This window comes from Janthinobacterium sp. PLB04 (genome assembly GCF_021165895.1).
Lineage (GTDB): Bacteria > Pseudomonadota > Gammaproteobacteria > Burkholderiales > Burkholderiaceae_D > Janthinobacterium > Janthinobacterium lividum.
The window spans coordinates 6,183,843-6,199,289 of record NZ_CP088968.1 but is presented as its reverse complement, the minus strand read 5'-3'; the positions used below and the strand labels follow the sequence as shown (position 1 = coordinate 6,199,289).

Sequence of the window (15,447 nt, the reverse complement as noted above, 5' to 3'; positions counted from 1 at the left end):
TGGATGGATTTTTAAATGTTCTTGAAATATGCCGGCTCAAAAGTCGCGAAAGATATTCTTAAAGTTCTTTCTGGAAATGTTGTAGCTCAGGGGCTGTCATTTCTTGCGATAATTATCATATCGCGGGACCTTGGTCCAGAGAGCTACGGCGATTTTGCTTTAATAATTGCCATTTTCACGTTCCTTACTCAAATATCTGATTTTGGTACGTCTACTTCCTATGTAAAGTTTCTGAGCGAAAATAAATCCGAGGAAAAAGTAATATTTTCTTCGGTTTTGATATTCAAGACACTGACGGGTATTCTGTTTTCTGCGGTTATCTGGTTTTTTTCATTCGACATATCGGGATATTTTTTCTCGACAGAAAGGTATGAATATTATTTCAGGTTGGCCGCTATTGCTCTTGTTTTTCACTCCGTCCTGGGAACGGTCATCGCCCATTTTCAGGGATTGGAGAAATTCAGGCAGTATTCTCTCGTCAGTATTTCACACTATGCAATCCGATTCCTCGCAATAGTTGTAGTTATTCTTGCTTTCGCGGCAGGGAAAAGGTTTGAGTATTTTATTTATATTTACTTCTTCGCTGTTGTAATTGTTTCACTGTCTTCTGTTTATATCTTGCAGGCTGGATTTCTATTCAAATGGAAGTACGTTGAAGAAATTTACAAACTGGGATTCTGGATATTTTTCTCATCTGTAGCGGTCGTTGTAATGATGAGAATTGATGTGGTCATGCTGAAAAAATTAGGCGATGCTGAGGCTGTTGGCTTTTATTCTGTTGCATCAAATGTAGCAATGATTCTGCCCTTGATTACTATGTCGATCACGGCCACGCTGATGCCAAAAATGGAGGCTTTCTTGAGAGAAAGTACCATTCGTGAATTTATTAAGAAGATACTCAAGAAAACAAAGTATGTCATCTTGGTCAGTTTGCTTTTGCAGGCGGCCTCACCGCTGATCATTTATATACTATTTGGCGAAGCATATTTAAAAAGTATTCCGGTCTTGCTGGTACTTGTCGTTTCCTATATGTTTGGCGTTATCGTCAATCCTATCTCTTTGATCTATTATCAGATAAAGAAACCATTTCTGTTAACTGCCGTGAACTGGGGACAACTCTTGATCGGCTACTCTCTGAATCTCCTGCTGATTCCCGATTTTGGGGCGGTAGGCGCTGCGATTTCTTCGCTCGGTATACATATATTCAGCAGCTCCATTATTGTCGGATACCTTTATTTCTCCAAGGTTCGAGATTTTAGCTTAAAAGAGAAACCACTATAAGAAATTGGACAGATTATGCGTGTGGCTTTAATGACGGAATACCATCACATTGGTGGTGGTGAGTCAAATTTACTCAATTTGTGCGAAGAACTAAGCAAAAGCATAGACATCGTCCTTTTTTGTGACGGCGCAGTTTATCAAAAGGCTAGTGAGCTCGGTATTGCATGTAGACAAACCAATTTGTCGGGGAAAAGATGGCTGCGTTTTATTCCGTTCCTGTCTTTTCCTGCAGATCTTAGAAAAGAGCTGAAAAGTTTTGATGTGGTTCACTCTTACTCGCTGAATGTTCTTTCCCGCTTGGCTTTTCTGGGACGCCCCGTTATATGGACCACTCATGGCTTCTGGGAGAGACCATTTGGGCTGCGGGCTAAGATTATCAATCTTATTGTTAATAAAGTAGTAGCTGTCTCTACAGATGTACATGATATTTGTAGTTTCAGATCAAGGAAACTTTCCAAGATTTTCCTGGGTACGAAAATGAAGGGAATTCAAGGATCAAAAATAAAAATAGATCCTCGCAATATTACTATATCCTGCATTGGCCGCTTTCAAAGAATAAAAGGTCAGGATCTTTTACTTTCTGCGCTGATTGATATTGCAAAAGAGAGACACGATATCAATATAAAATTACATTTTGTTGGCGGCGTGAATAGCGACAAAAAAGAAGATATCGATTTTCATGCTGAATTAAAAAATGTCGCAGAAATAGAAAAATATGAAAATCTGGAAGTTGTTTTTGATGGATTCCATGCAGATATTTCATCCTTTTTGACGGCAAGTGATTTTATAGTCGTGCCTTCCCGTTATGAATCCTTCAGCATGGTGGCAATCGAGGCTCTTGCATATGGCAAGGCAGTGATTTGCCCAAATATCGGCGGACCTAAAGATATTATTAACGCTAAAAATATCGGAATTCTGTTCACCCCAGAAAATTCCACCGCATTGAAACAGTCAATATTGGAAATGATCGAGAATTTTGAGATATTTGACCCGGAGCAAGCCCGGATCAGGGCTGAAGATTTTTCTATTGTTCGCCAGGCTCGTGAGCATTTGACGATTTATCAGGAAGCCTGTAATGAATAAAGTATTGATTGTCGCCACCAGCTATCCTTATCCCGAGTATAGAGATGGCCTGGCGAAAATAAACGCAAATTTGCTCAAGAAGAATGATTATTTTAATGCCGATATGCTTTGTATCGGTGATGTAGGTGATACGAATACTGTCGAGACTGGCAAGATATTTAAAATTCTTCCGCGGAAGAAGAAACATAAATTCTCTCAAATTTTCAGCTTCATCTTCTCGCTGAAGCCAGTAAATGTATCGAAATATTCAGAATATATTCGTCAGTATAAGGATTTTTTGCTCGAACATCACACTAGATATTCAGCCATTCATCTTAGTTCTCCCTATTTGGCAGAGATAGCTATTGACATGCCATCAGAAATCGTCAATAAGATGATTATTTTCCCAATCGATTGCATGGCGTTGTTCTGGTATCGCCGCAAGAAAAATGAAGAAAATATTTTCAGGAGGATGGCGTATTCGATTGAGTTTCTGAAATGCTCGTCATTCGAGAAGAAATATTACAATTTGTTCAAAGCTGCGGTCTTTGTCTCTGATGTTGATCGTGATTATGCCACGAAAATAACTAAAGAAAATAATTATTACACTATCCCAAATGGTGTAGATATAGATTATTTTAAGTCAGATGATTTGAATCGAGGAGACAAAAATTTTCTGGTTTTCACGGGCGACATGTCATATTCCCCAAATAAGGATGCCGTCAATTTTTTAGTGAATAAAGTATTTCCTAAAATTAGTCAAAAATTCCAGCCACACTTGCTTCTGGTAGGACAAAAGCCGGACGAAACAACGTTATCTTTTGCTAGTGAACATATCACGGTGACTGGTTTTGTAGATGATCTGAGGCCATACCTGAATCGTTCTAAAGTCTATATTTCCCCCTTGCGCTTTGGGAGTGGAATAAAGAACAAAATTCTGGAAGCCATGTCAATGGGCATGGTTGTCATAGGGACGAAAGTAAGCTTTGAAGGGATTGAATGTACGCCTGGTCATGATTGTGTATTGGTAGAGGTTGATGAAACTCAAATGGCAAAAGCTGTGGAAGAAATTTTTCAGAATCAGATGGCTTATGCGTCAATGCGCGAAAATGCCAGAGACTTGGCTGAGAAGAAGTATTCGTGGGACTCTATAAGAAAAGCATACGGATTGATTTATGAAAATCGCTTTAGTAACTGACAAATTCTCCACTGGCGGAGGATTGGAACATATCTATCAATTATGTCGCGGCATGCCGGATGTAGAGTTTGGCGTATTTGCTAAGAATGGAAATGCCAAAGATAAATTCCTTTTACTGAATAATGTGACTGTATTCGATGACGGATACGCCTCAGGCGCCATTATTGCCTATGCTCCCGATGTAATTCATTTCCATCATTTGAAGCCATTGCTTGCGTTTAGAGGAAAGGTAAAGAAAACCATTTTTACAGTACATGGAATTCATTTACATCAGTATGAATTTAAAAGTGGCTTACTATCAAGAATTCAGTGTTTCATCCGATTAAACCTTGAAAAGTTTTTATACCGAAAAGTTGACAGAATTATTTCAGTATCATATGAGGATGAATATTTTATTAGAGAGAAATATGGAGTTAAGGCAAAAACTGTATTTAATGGAATTCAATTTGACGCTATAGAAGGTATACAGGGCAGTCAAGATAATTACAGGATGTTATTGAGTCTTCCCAAGGATAAGAAAATTTATCTTACGGTTGCTCGTTTCGACTTTCCTAAAGGATATGATGTATTAATTAAGGCCATTGGATTTCTGAAGCAGCAAGATAAATTAACCAATCAACTCTTCGTCTTTGCCGGGGATGGTGCTGAACTTGTCTCGATGCAGGAACTCGTCGCTTCACTAAAAATCGATGCGCATGTACGATTTTTAGGACGTCGGACAGATGTTTATGAACTGATGAAAGCCGCAGATGTTTTTATACTCCCAAGCAGATGGGAGGGGTTACCCATTACATTAATTGAATCGTTGGTCTCGCATTTACCTGTTATCGCTAGTAATACTTATGGCATAAAAACGGTTTATAAAGAAATAAAAAATAATATTTCTCTTTTTGAAAATGAGAATCCCTCAGATTTGGCAAGGGTCATTCTTGAAGAACTTACCTATGAATCGTGTGATATGAGTATTTTTTCACTTACTCCCATGATATCGGCCATGCAGAAGGAATACTCAGATGTATAAAATAAGGAAATATCTGATATTTTTCACATTTTTCTTTTTTTTATTAAGTGTTATTTCCATGCCTATGGCATTGTTGGATAAATTTACTATTGCCGGAAGTGAATTTTCTGCATCCTACATTTTTGTATTTTGCATGATAGTTACTTTCCTGTTTTTTGCTTTGTTGAGCGTAAGAAGAAATTTTCCGGTTGAAATAGATAAAAATATTTTGTGTGTTACTGCTCTTGCTTTTAATTTTCTATTTTTTTCCCTGCTCAATGAACCAGATGGCGGGTTTTTTCTTGGCGTATCTTTCTGGATAGTATCTATATTTATTGGCCTGAATATGGATATTTCAGGTAGGGCTAAATTTGTAAAAATAGTATTCTTTCTCGCATGGATTTTATCCATTGTCGGATTGGTTTTGTATTTCCTCAATCTTCCATTGCTTGATTTGAAAACGGCTGGCCGTGAATTATATTTTTTAAATTCGAATGGTTATTATCGAGCATCTTCTGTATTTCTAAACCCGAATAGTTTTGCATATTTTTTGGTATTCTATTTTTGTATTTTCTCGGTGTCAAAAAAGTATGGTGTAAAAAATTGCTTTATATTCTTGATTGTATTTTTTGCCTTCTATTTTTCCGAGTCCAGGTCAGCCATGCTGTCCCTGTTCCTGATTTTACTGTTTTCAATTTTTCTAAAAGCGAAGCCGGTAAATTTATCAAGAAAATTATATGCCATCAATGTATTCATTCTTTTGGTATTGTTATTTTTGTTGCTATTATCTGGGGATCTTTTTTCATATGACATCAGGTTCGAAAAGTGGCACATGGCACTTGATATATTTTTTGGAAATTATGAGTATTTGTTAAAGGGAATTCCTTTTTCTGTACCGCTATATTCCCAGGGAATTACCTTTAGTGATAATATGTTTTTATATATCTTATTTAGATTGGGTTTCTTTGGTTTCTTTGGTTTCTTTATATTCTATATTTTTGTAGTTAAGAAATCATGCACGATCTTGGCGTATGAGAGCACACATAGTCAAAGTGCGCCGTATGCAATGTATTTTCTTGTGTCATCAGTTTCAATGTTTTATTCAAATTTTTTATTGTTTTATCCAATAATGATTTTGCATGGGATTGCGATCGGGATCGTTTTACAAGAAACAAATGTTAAAAGTAGGTGTGAAAAAAAATGAAGATTGCAATTGTTCACGAGTGGTTCGTAAATTATGCGGGCTCAGAGAAGGTAGTCGAGAAAATTCTCGAATGTTATCCTGATGCAGATCTGTTCGCTTTGGTTGATTTTTTGCCGGACGATAGCAGAAAATTTATTATGAATAAGAAGGTGAGTACCTCATTTATTCAGAAATTGCCAATGGCAAAAAAATCATACAGGAATTATATTGCGCTTATGCCAATCGCAATAGAACAATTTGACCTTTCATCCTACGATTTAATTATTTCCAGTTCACATGCCGTGGCGAAAGGTGTATTGACAGGACCAGATCAGTTGCATATTAGCTACGTTCATTCCCCAATCCGATATGCTTGGGATTTCCAGCATCAGTATCTGCAGGAATCTGGTTTGACAAAGGGATTGAAATCCATATTGGCCCGCTGGATTTTGCATAAAATCAGACTATGGGATACTCGCACATCCAATGGTGTTGATTATTTTTTGGCCAATTCTCACTTCATTGCGAGAAGAATTATGAAATCATATCACCGGCAGGCTACCGTGGTTTATCCACCTGTTGATGTGGAGGCATTTAAGTTTCAGGGGGAAAAAGAGGAATTCTATCTCACTGCATCCAGAATGGTTCCCTACAAAAAAATTGATTTAATTGTCGCTGCTTTTTCATTGATGAAAAATAAACGGCTTGTTGTCATTGGCGATGGCCCAGACTTCGAAAAAATAAAGTTGAAGGCTGGAGACAATGTCGAATTACTGGGTTATCAAGAATTTGATGTGTTAAAGAAATATATGATGGATGCCAAGGCTTTTGTATTTGCTGCAGAGGAGGATTTTGGTATCACTCCGGTAGAGGCTCAGGCTTGTGGCACACCAGTTATTGCGTTTGGTAAAGGTGGTGCGCTTGAAACTGTATTGCCGTTATCGCATGAAACACCTACGGGAGTTTTATTTTCACAACAAACGGTCGAGTCAATCATCGAAGCGGTGAATATATTTGAAAATAATGCTGAACAGATATCTGCCGAAAACTGCAGAAAAAATGCTGTAAGATTTAGTAATGACCGTTTTAAAGGTGAATTTGTTGACTTTGTCAAAAAATCCTATGAAGACTTCAATGAGAGAAAATTTACAGTTCCTAAGAAGTTATTGACTTGAGCGTTGATTGCATTCCAGAACGATGGAACCTGTCTCATTTTTATTTGCGTTTCTGGATAATGTCAAATGTAAGAACATCGCTTTCATGCCAGGAATCACCTGTCTGGATTCAATCTCACCCAGTGGACTTCCTCTGCATCGGATCAAGACCGTCTTCGCCTGAACACCGCGCGTCTTCATGATTGAATTGGGGATGCAAAGTACTTGTGTCCATAAGTTTATTTATGGGCACACAGTCGCACCCGAGGCGAAATGCGGCCGATATCGCTGGCATGGCGATGAATTCAAGCGTGCCGCCCTGGCGTCCAAGTCGATGGCGCATCTGTATCGCAAATTGTCTGCGAGTTGAAGAGCAGTAACAATCAGTTGTTTCGTTGATACTAGCGTTCGGCGCTGAGGCGCTTGCCGGGCGACAATGCGCCAAGGCAGCTGTCGACAGTCACTGTGATCTATACACCCACCATTCGCAGCTACGGCTGTCACCAGTATGTTCTCTGGCGTCATCGCGCTCTGAGTGGGCCATGGCTTTGGAAGGTCAGGTCGACGCCGTCACGCTGACGTTGTTGCTGACGCAACTGCTGCCATGATCTGCTTGCAGGCCGGCACCAGGATCTGGTTAGCCGCCAGTGCTAGCGATAAGCTCGCCAGCATCAACGGGCCGGGGGTAAGGCGCAGACTGTGCTGTCCGCCTCCAATGGGGTGACGACATCCTCCAGCAATACGACGGCTGGTTCAAGATGGTGCCGAGTGAAAGCCTGAGGCCATACCGTGCATGTGTGTACGGCATGGCCTCTATCTTTACCAGCGTGTTGGGCGCCACTGGTGTTTTTAAAAATTACAATATAAATTCAAGGTTTTTTCGGGTCGAAAGGCCACAGCATTTATCGATGAGGTGTTGCGGCGCTAACCGTACCTACTCACTACAATGAAAGGACATCCGCATGTACGGAACCTGATTTACCGGGAGTTGCTCACTATTGACCGCCGATGGCGGTTGGTGATCACCTACAATGTAGGCTTCGGTACACCCCAGATCAGCACTCATGCTCAAGGTGGCTGCCATGCTGCCAATGGCATTGCGCGCGACAATTTGGGAGTCGCCAATAGCATCGATATCCCGGAAATACTGGGTTGGAGCTTCGAGCATGGATGAGGCGACCGGTTCATGGCTGGATAAAGAGAGCATGTATAGAAATGCCTTATCTTCGTGACGTATCAAGTCAATGCCATAAGTAATCATATCCTCATCACAAATTCCTGCAAATGGCCCTGGACATGTATTGAGTTGCCGCATTTCAGGTTGAAAATATGCATTATTGATACCCAAGTGCTTCCAGACAGTATCGCGGGCATAAAACATTTTTTGATAACCATGCACTCCAAAAACTTCATATCCCTTGTTTTTCATGTATGCGGGTGCGCAGTTATCGGCAACCGATGAAAAATTCGTGCTGGAATCGAGTTTTATATATTGTGAACATAACTCGCGGATCTCGCCTTGCATGGTGGACCCGTGGTAATCGGTAAAACCGGAGGCAAGCACTTTGACACCATCCCGCTGCAGCCGTTTCTTCACTGATACCAACGAAGCCTGGCTTTCCCCCCACGACTCCACAACCAACAAAACCATCTTTTGGGGCATCTTTTCTGCACCTTTGATATGATTTAAGAATGTCGGTTCAGTAGTCTTTCCTAGAAAATTCTTCTCACTGGAGATATCATCTAAAAACAATGTCTTGATTGCAAACGGTGATGGCGTGATGATTGTTTTCCGTATAGATACAGGACCCACATCAAACATCGACATAGTGGATTTTAAGATAAGTAAAAAAATTCCAATAATTAATGTAGATTTCCTGAATCCAAGGGAGCTTTTTCTATATATTTCGGAAAAAACAAAGAGCGACATTACCGTCACAAATAGAAAGCATGTAATTAATACTGGCGTAGGAGCATTTCCGATTACCGTAAAGAAGTAAAAATTATAAGCGTTCGGGCGGATATTCCAATTTGCCAAGATGGAAATTAAAAATACAAAAAACCAGACGATCTTTATCAGGAGGGATAGCCAAGGCTTGAGACGTTTTTCCATGTAAGGAAAAAACAGGGGCTCGATGCATATGTATACCCTGCCGAATGCGATACTCCAGATAATGCTGGGTAGCAACATCCATAAAAAGCAGCGAAAATATATGAATTTTCTAGATTGAAGAGAAAAAAATCGATCTTCTTGTAGTGTGAAAAGTGAACTCATGAATTGGAAATGCTAAAAAGGGAATTTTATTGGTGCGAGGAAGAATTCTCAGAAAGCACCAAAAGGTATGAATATTTAGCAATGTTTTTTTTGGGTATTTATTGTAACACGCTTGTCACAAATTCTCTCCAGCATACCCACATTCAAAAACGGCGTATAGTCGTGTAAAAAAAAACGATGTATTTAACCGTCATTTTGTAACAGTGCAGTGGCAGTGAGCAGGCTGCTCTTGACACGGGCTGTTTTGCGCCACCATGGCCACGTTGGCCGGCAATGTGCCGAGTTTGTGCTTGCCCGACAATAGCGGTTCACGCTACAGCGGCCATTCGATGCCGGCCGATTGCCGGATCGTTCCGCAGGAGGCTGCGTTCGAACTCCGGTGTCAAGTAGTCGGTCGTCTTGTACAGGAACTCGGCACTGTCGCTGGTGACGACAGAGCCGTGCGCAAAAAGTTTCCTGTATCCATAACTGGCATTTGTTGGCCGTAGATAAGATCACGCCTGCCCAGTGGACGAACGTCGGCGAGCTCTTGCGCAGGTCGACGGCGGCTTCGAACATCTCGCCTGCCGTTGACGTTGGTCGAAATGAATTCGCGGAGGCTATGGGCCGAGCGATCGACATGGTTCTCTACGGAAAAATGCACGACGGCGCTTGGCTGGTGTTCTGCCAGCAGGCGTGAGAGGTGGGTGGTATCGCAAATATCGCCACGTACGAAGATATACTGCGGGGTCTTGCTCCAGACTTGCCAGATTGCTGAGATTGCCAGCCTAGCTCAGTTTGTCAAAATTGATTACGGGTTCGTCGTTGAGCACCAGCCGGGTACAAAGTTGGAGCCGATGAAACCGGCATCGCCAGTCACTAAAATCATGCTGTTATCTTTTTTACTTGAACATTGTCACAATGCCCATCTCGGCTTGTCTTGAGCGCGAGAGTGGTCGGGCATTCAGAAAATGAAATTATGTCAGGTTGGCAATGTGATTAATACGCGCCATCTTTCTTGAAAATGACTTTAACCGTTTTCAGCAGGATGACAATGTCATTGAATAAAGACCAGTTTTTGACATACCAGGCATCGAGATAGACACGGGTATCGTAGCTGACATCGTTTCTGCCGCTGACTTGCCACAGGCCCGTAACACCGGGTTTCGCCTCAAGATAATAGTCGATCTGGTTGCCGTAGCGTTCCAGTTCGGCATCGACGACGGGACGCGGACCAACCAGGCTCATTTCGCCTTTCAGTACGTTCCATAGTTGCGGCAATTCATCAAGGCTGGTCCGGCGCAGGAAATGGCCGATCGAGGTGATGCGTGGGTCGTTTTTCAGTTTGAAATCACGGTCCCATTCGGCACGGGCTTCAGGATCGCGCTCCAGTAGTTCCTTGAGCAAGACGTCGGCGTTCACGGCCATCGTGCGGAACTTGTAGCAGAGAAAATGCTTGCCATTCTGGCCCACGCGTTTGTGGCCGTAGAAGATGGGACGGCCCGATGTCATGACCTTGGCTGCGATCCACAGCAAGATGGGGGCGCCGATGATCAGCACGCCGATCGAGGCCGCCAGATCAAAGCAGCGCTTAATCAGTTGCAAGCCTGGCCGCGCCAGGTTGTTGCGCATGGTCAGCAGCAAGACTTCATGTGTAAAGAAATGGTTGACCTCCATACCGTACAGGGGCAAGCCTCGTACGGCGGGTACAACTTGCATATTGGCAACGCAACGGCTGACTTGCTGGATCATGCCCTGATAAGCGTCGATGCCGCCTTGCTCCAGGGCGACAACCGTATGCGGGTTGCCCAGCAGCTTGAGCGTTTGTTCAGGGTTCTCACCCAGCGAAATGGAGGGCACCGCTTGCTTGCTGCGGTTCACATAATGATGTTCCAGGCGGCCTTGGCCTTCCGGTATCAGAAACGCAATCAGGCGATAGCCCATCAACGCTTCTTCATCGAAGGCCCGTGCTGTTTGCAAGGCATTGTCACCCCATCCGATGATGACCATGGGGCGTATCCAGCCACCCGCTTTCGTCAGTAGGTATTTGACCATGCCGCGCAGCAGCAAGACACAGCACGGCACCAGCAGCCAGGTCGCCAACAATGCCTCGCGCGAGGAGTCTCGTTTGTCGAGGAACACCAGAGCCGCGTCGATCAGACCCATGACCATGGCGATCTTCAGGAGTTCCTTGATTTCATTCGAGTACGGACGGCGTTTGGCATGATGGCCCTTCAGCTTGAAGATGGCCACAGTGACCACGGAGAGCAGGCTGTAACTGAGCAGGCGTGAACTATCCAGCCCGAAGCCGTTCAAGTCGCTGGCATCGAGCGTCCATTTGCAAGCGAGCCAGAAGGCCAGGAGCATGGCAAGTGCATCGGCAAAGGTGAGAAAATATTTTTCTGCCCTACTGCTGCAATACCATCTTACTTCTTGTAAAAAGATGCCTTCGATTGGTTTCATGATGACTTGCTAAACCTTATAAACTTCAGTGTGAATTCTTGCGGTGCTGCATGCGTGGTGATGACGTCTCTGCTCGGTCAAGCGCGGCCGTAGCGGTCTTCAAAGCGGACAATATCGTCTTCCCCAAGGTAGCTACCCGATTGAATTTCAATCAATTCCAGCGGTAGCTTGCCCGGGTTGGCCAGGGAATGGACGACGCCGAGGGGGATATAGGTAGACTGGTTTTCGGTCAGCAAATATTCCTTGTCGCCATTGGTGATCTGGGCAGTGCCGGAAACCACGATCCAGTGCTCGGCGCGGTGGTGATGCATTTGCAATGACAGCTTGGCGCCAGGCTTGACAGTGATCCGCTTGACCTGGAAGCGGTCGCCATTACCGATGGAATCATAGGAACCCCACGGACGGAAGACTTCACGGTGCATGGTGGCCTCGGGACGCTTCCTGGCGATCAACTGCGCGACCATGGTTTTCGTCTGTTGTGCCTGATCCGCATCCATGACCAGCACGGCATCGGCGGTTTCCACGATGACGGTATTGCGCATGCCGATGGCGGTGACCAGGCGGCTAGTGCTGTGCACCAGGCAATCGTTGCAATCCTGGATCAGCACATCGCCGTTGGCGCTATTGTTACTGGCATCTTTTTCCGCCACCTCGAGTACTGCTTTCCAGGAGCCGATATCATTCCAGCCTGCATCGAGGGCGATGGTAGAGGCATGGCTGGTACGCTCCATGACGGCGTAGTCGACGGCGATATCGGGGCTGGCAGCGTAGGCATCCTTGTCCAGGCGAATGAAGTCAAGGTCGCTCTTTGCGGCAGTGATGGCAGCGCGGCACGCGGCCAGGACGGCAGGCTGGAAGCGCTCCAGTTCTGCCAGGTAGCGGCTGGCCCGGAACAGGAACATGCCGCTGTTCCAGAAGTAATCACCGCTGGCGATATATTGTTCCGCAAGCGCCAGGGCCGGCTTTTCCACGAATTCAAGTATGCGCTGAACTTGTCCGCTTGCAGTGCCCTCGGCGCGAATATAGCCGTATCCTGTTTCAGGTCCCGTTGGCGTGATGCCGAAAGTTAACAAATTACCTGCCTCTGCAGCAGTACGCGCCAGTACGATGGCACGATGGAAAGCCGGGGTATCCAGAATGACATGGTCCGACGGCAGCACCAGCAGTAGCGGATCTTCGCCATTCTCCATCGCATGCAAGGCGGCTGAGGCGATCGCTGGTGCCGTATTGCGACGCATGGGTTCAAGTAACATACGGCTGTTTTCCGGGCCGATTTCACGCACTTGCTCCGCAACAATGAAACGCGAGGATTCGTTGCATACCAGTAATGCTGGCGCCACAGCATCCATGCCTGCCAGGCGCTGCAGCGTTTGTTGCAGCATGCTGCCCTTGGACGACAAGCGCAGAAACTGTTTTGGAAATGCCTCGCGCGAAAGTGGCCATAAGCGTGTGCCGGAACCACCACAAAGAATTACCGGTAGGAGGGGGATAGTCATTTATGCTTTAATGTAAATGTTATATTGGATAGCGCTGAATCATCAGTCATTCGGCAGGCATTAAAATTTGCCCCGCTTGCCCCGCTCGTATGCGGCGGCGCACGTACCGTCAAAAAATCAATATTGCTAATGGGGGCAATATTTTAATAAATTACAGGAATCTTTGTATTTTCTCTTGACTCTATAGGCTCTGAGCGGCACGCACTTAGCCTGTCCTGTATTGTAGTTTGCTACCCCTGTATTCCGACTTAGCACGCAACGTTTTCAAGCAAAAAAGCAACAAACACGCACACGGCCGTTACACTGAGGAGCAACACCGCTCCAGCGGCACAGTCCTTTGCAATCTTGATGCTCGGATGCAGAGATGGGTGGAGGTGATCGATCAGGTGCTCCAGCGCGGTATTAAACAATTCCGCGGCCATGACCATGCCGCAATTGAGCAATAGCAAGGCCCACCATATCAAGGGAGGTCGGGACCAACAGAGTAAGATGATCACCATCAGGGCGGCCAGACACTGCAGGCGAAAGCTCGATTCCATGCGGAAGGCTGCGATTATTCCTTGCACGGCAAATCCCATGCGCTTGAAGAATGACTGGTTCTTCATGGCAACTGAAGCGATGGCGCGGGATATTTTACTGACATAAAGGCGGATCTCTCAATGAATAGATGAGGATCGCAGGCATGGCCATACGATATGACATCATTCGTCCACAGCAGACTGCTGCCAATCTTTTTGGTGTTTGATAAAAAGTAAAAAAGCCCGTTTTCAAATGAAAAGGGCTTTTATTGTAATAATTGACATATTTTAGTATGTCAATTATTGCGGCACCAGACCGTCACCTTTCGGCTCGACATCAAGCTGCAGGATGGACCTACCTGTCGCTGCCTGAGCAGCCAGGTATTAATGGTGAGTTGGGGTCGTGTGCGCGGTGGTCGAATCCGAGCTCGCTGCGCCGGCCACAACGGCAACTGCTGCGCCGATTGCGATCAGGGCGCTCGTGCTCAGGCCGGCAATAGTGCCGCCGGCGGCAGCGCCGGTAGCGCCAGCTGCTGGTGCTGCTGCTGGTGGAACAGGTGCTCCACCAACTGGTGCCGTCGTTTGAGCCATGGCTTGTGCGGAAGCGAAGCACAGGATTGCCGAAGCGATCAGAATTTTCTTCATGGGATATCCTTTTAGGTTGAACAGCGGGAATGCTAAACTGTCACGCGATTGTAGCAACATTTCTCTTGCTAGTCTGCGCCACACCGTTCGCGGCGGCAATAATTTCTTTTTTTAGCCGTATACCAGCGCATTCACTGTGCCTGGCTACCCGCGATGTTGTTCTCTATCGACAAAAAACACCGACGTGCCGATGTGGCTGAATTGATTTTTTATTAATTTCGCGAGAATTCCCGATGAATTCGACGCGCCGCACAAGTTTGCCAAGTCCTTGCCATACCGCGTAAAATGCAGGCTTCGCGGGTGTAGCTCAATGGTAGAGCAGAAGCTTCCCAAGCTTACGACGAGGGTTCGATTCCCTTCACCCGCTCCATTTTTCGCTGGCGCCTGGCTTGATGCGGCGCGGCCACTTATTTCTCCATTCCCATGTCTTCTGATACCCCAGCAAACGGCCCGGCGCGGCCGATGATGTACGATCCGACCGAACACCGCATCCGCAGTTTCGTGACCCGCGCGGGACGGCTGTCTGTCGCGCAGGCGCGCGCGCTCGAGACTCTGGGGCCGCAGTTCCTCGTGCCTTTCGCCAAAGAACCGATGGATTTCGAGCAGGTGTTTGGCCGCCAGGCGCCCGTGATCCTGGAAATCGGTTTTGGCATGGGCGCGACGACTGCGCATATCGCCAAAGCCATGCCGGAGAAGGATTTCATTGGTGTTGAAGTGCATACGCCCGGTGTCGGCAGCCTGTTGAAGCTGATCGGCGAAGAATCGCTGACGAATCTGCGCCTGCTGCAGCACGATGCGGTGGAAGTGCTGACGCACATGATTCCGGCCAATTCGCTGGCCGGTATCCACGTCTTTTTCCCCGATCCATGGCACAAGGCGCGCCACAACAAACGCCGGCTGATCCAGTCTCCGTTCGTCAAGCAATTGACCGATCGCCTGGCGCCGGGCGGCTATCTGCATTGCGCCACCGATTGGGAAGATTACGCGGTGCAAATGCTGGAAGTGCTGGGTGCCGAGCCGCAGTTGCACAATAGCGCCGACGGCTATGCGCCGCAACCGGCGTATCGTCCCCTGACCAAGTTTGAAAACCGTGGCTTGAAGCTGGGCCATGGCGTGTGGGATCTGGTGTTCATTAAGAAATAACCTGGGGGTTTGCCCAACTGTGCCGTTTGCACGAGAACAAGCCTGCCGCG

Annotated in this window: 11 protein-coding genes, 1 tRNA gene and 3 pseudogenes; 8 read left to right on the top strand and 7 right to left on the bottom strand. The window is 45.7% G+C overall.

Annotated features, from left to right (window positions below; genetic code table 11):
• Positions 1–15: 15 nt before the first annotated feature.
• The 6 genes and pseudogenes from LSO07_RS27445 to LSO07_RS27420 form a co-directional block, all read left to right on the top strand.
• Positions 16–1,281, top strand: a complete 1,266-nt coding sequence (locus LSO07_RS27445; RefSeq protein ID WP_151097340.1) for a flippase — start codon at positions 16–18, stop codon at positions 1,279–1,281.
• A 15-nt stretch (positions 1,282–1,296) separates the two neighbouring features.
• Complete coding sequence (locus LSO07_RS27440) at positions 1,297–2,364, top strand: glycosyltransferase family 4 protein (RefSeq protein ID WP_151097338.1); 1,068 nt, start codon at positions 1,297–1,299, stop codon at positions 2,362–2,364.
• Positions 2,357–3,541 (top strand): glycosyltransferase, encoded by a 1,185-nt coding sequence (locus LSO07_RS27435; protein ID WP_151097336.1) that lies wholly within the window; start codon positions 2,357–2,359, stop codon positions 3,539–3,541. The genes LSO07_RS27440 and LSO07_RS27435 overlap by 8 nt, the downstream gene beginning before the upstream one ends.
• Positions 3,519–4,562 carry a glycosyltransferase gene (locus LSO07_RS27430; protein ID WP_151097333.1) on the top strand — a complete coding sequence of 348 codons (1,044 nt, stop codon included), beginning with the start codon at positions 3,519–3,521 and terminating at the stop codon, positions 4,560–4,562. Before LSO07_RS27435 ends, LSO07_RS27430 begins: the two co-directional genes overlap by 23 nt.
• A 58-nt stretch (positions 4,563–4,620) precedes the next feature.
• A complete protein-coding gene (locus LSO07_RS27425; protein WP_151097331.1) occupies positions 4,621–5,745 on the top strand; it encodes an O-antigen ligase family protein in 1,125 nt (374 codons plus the stop codon).
• A pseudogene (locus tag LSO07_RS27420) lies at positions 5,742–6,845 on the top strand (glycosyltransferase family 4 protein); the annotation flags it as partial. The gene LSO07_RS27425 and the pseudogene LSO07_RS27420, both read left to right, overlap by 4 nt.
• Before the next feature lie 967 nt (positions 6,846–7,812).
• On the opposite strand, the gene LSO07_RS27415 reads toward LSO07_RS27420, so the two are convergent.
• From LSO07_RS27415 to LSO07_RS27385, 7 genes and pseudogenes are all read right to left on the bottom strand, one after another.
• Positions 7,813–8,991, bottom strand: coding sequence for a sulfatase-like hydrolase/transferase (locus tag LSO07_RS27415; protein ID WP_151097327.1), 1,179 nt, complete (start codon positions 8,989–8,991; stop codon positions 7,813–7,815).
• Between the two features lie 497 nt (positions 8,992–9,488).
• Positions 9,489–9,723, bottom strand: a pseudogene (locus tag LSO07_RS27410) (dTDP-4-dehydrorhamnose 3,5-epimerase family protein); the annotation flags it as partial.
• A 43-nt stretch (positions 9,724–9,766) separates the two neighbouring features.
• A pseudogene (locus LSO07_RS28485) lies at positions 9,767–9,823 on the bottom strand (hypothetical protein); the annotation flags it as partial.
• Between the two features lie 308 nt (positions 9,824–10,131).
• Positions 10,132–11,499: an undecaprenyl-phosphate galactose phosphotransferase WbaP gene (gene wbaP / locus LSO07_RS27400; RefSeq protein ID WP_331717122.1), complete on the bottom strand. Its 1,368-nt coding sequence runs from the start codon at positions 11,497–11,499 to the stop codon at positions 10,132–10,134.
• A 173-nt stretch (positions 11,500–11,672) separates the two neighbouring features.
• Positions 11,673–13,091: a mannose-1-phosphate guanylyltransferase/mannose-6-phosphate isomerase gene (locus tag LSO07_RS27395; RefSeq protein ID WP_151097323.1), complete on the bottom strand. Its 1,419-nt coding sequence runs from the start codon at positions 13,089–13,091 to the stop codon at positions 11,673–11,675.
• Between the two features lie 248 nt (positions 13,092–13,339).
• The gene (locus LSO07_RS27390) at positions 13,340–13,696 is read right to left on the bottom strand and encodes a diacylglycerol kinase (protein WP_151097321.1); all 357 of its coding nucleotides are present in this window, start codon (positions 13,694–13,696) and stop codon (positions 13,340–13,342) included.
• Between the two features lie 297 nt (positions 13,697–13,993).
• Entirely contained in the window at positions 13,994–14,254 is a 261-nt protein-coding gene (locus LSO07_RS27385) for a hypothetical protein (protein WP_151097319.1), read from the bottom strand.
• Between the two features lie 296 nt (positions 14,255–14,550).
• Here LSO07_RS27385 and LSO07_RS27380 point away from each other — a divergent pair.
• A tRNA-Gly gene (locus LSO07_RS27380) sits at positions 14,551–14,624 on the top strand.
• 92 nt (positions 14,625–14,716) lie between these two features.
• Positions 14,717–15,397, top strand: coding sequence for a tRNA (guanosine(46)-N7)-methyltransferase TrmB (trmB, locus tag LSO07_RS27375; RefSeq protein WP_070281719.1), 681 nt, complete (start codon positions 14,717–14,719; stop codon positions 15,395–15,397).
• Positions 15,398–15,447 lie beyond the last annotated feature (50 nt).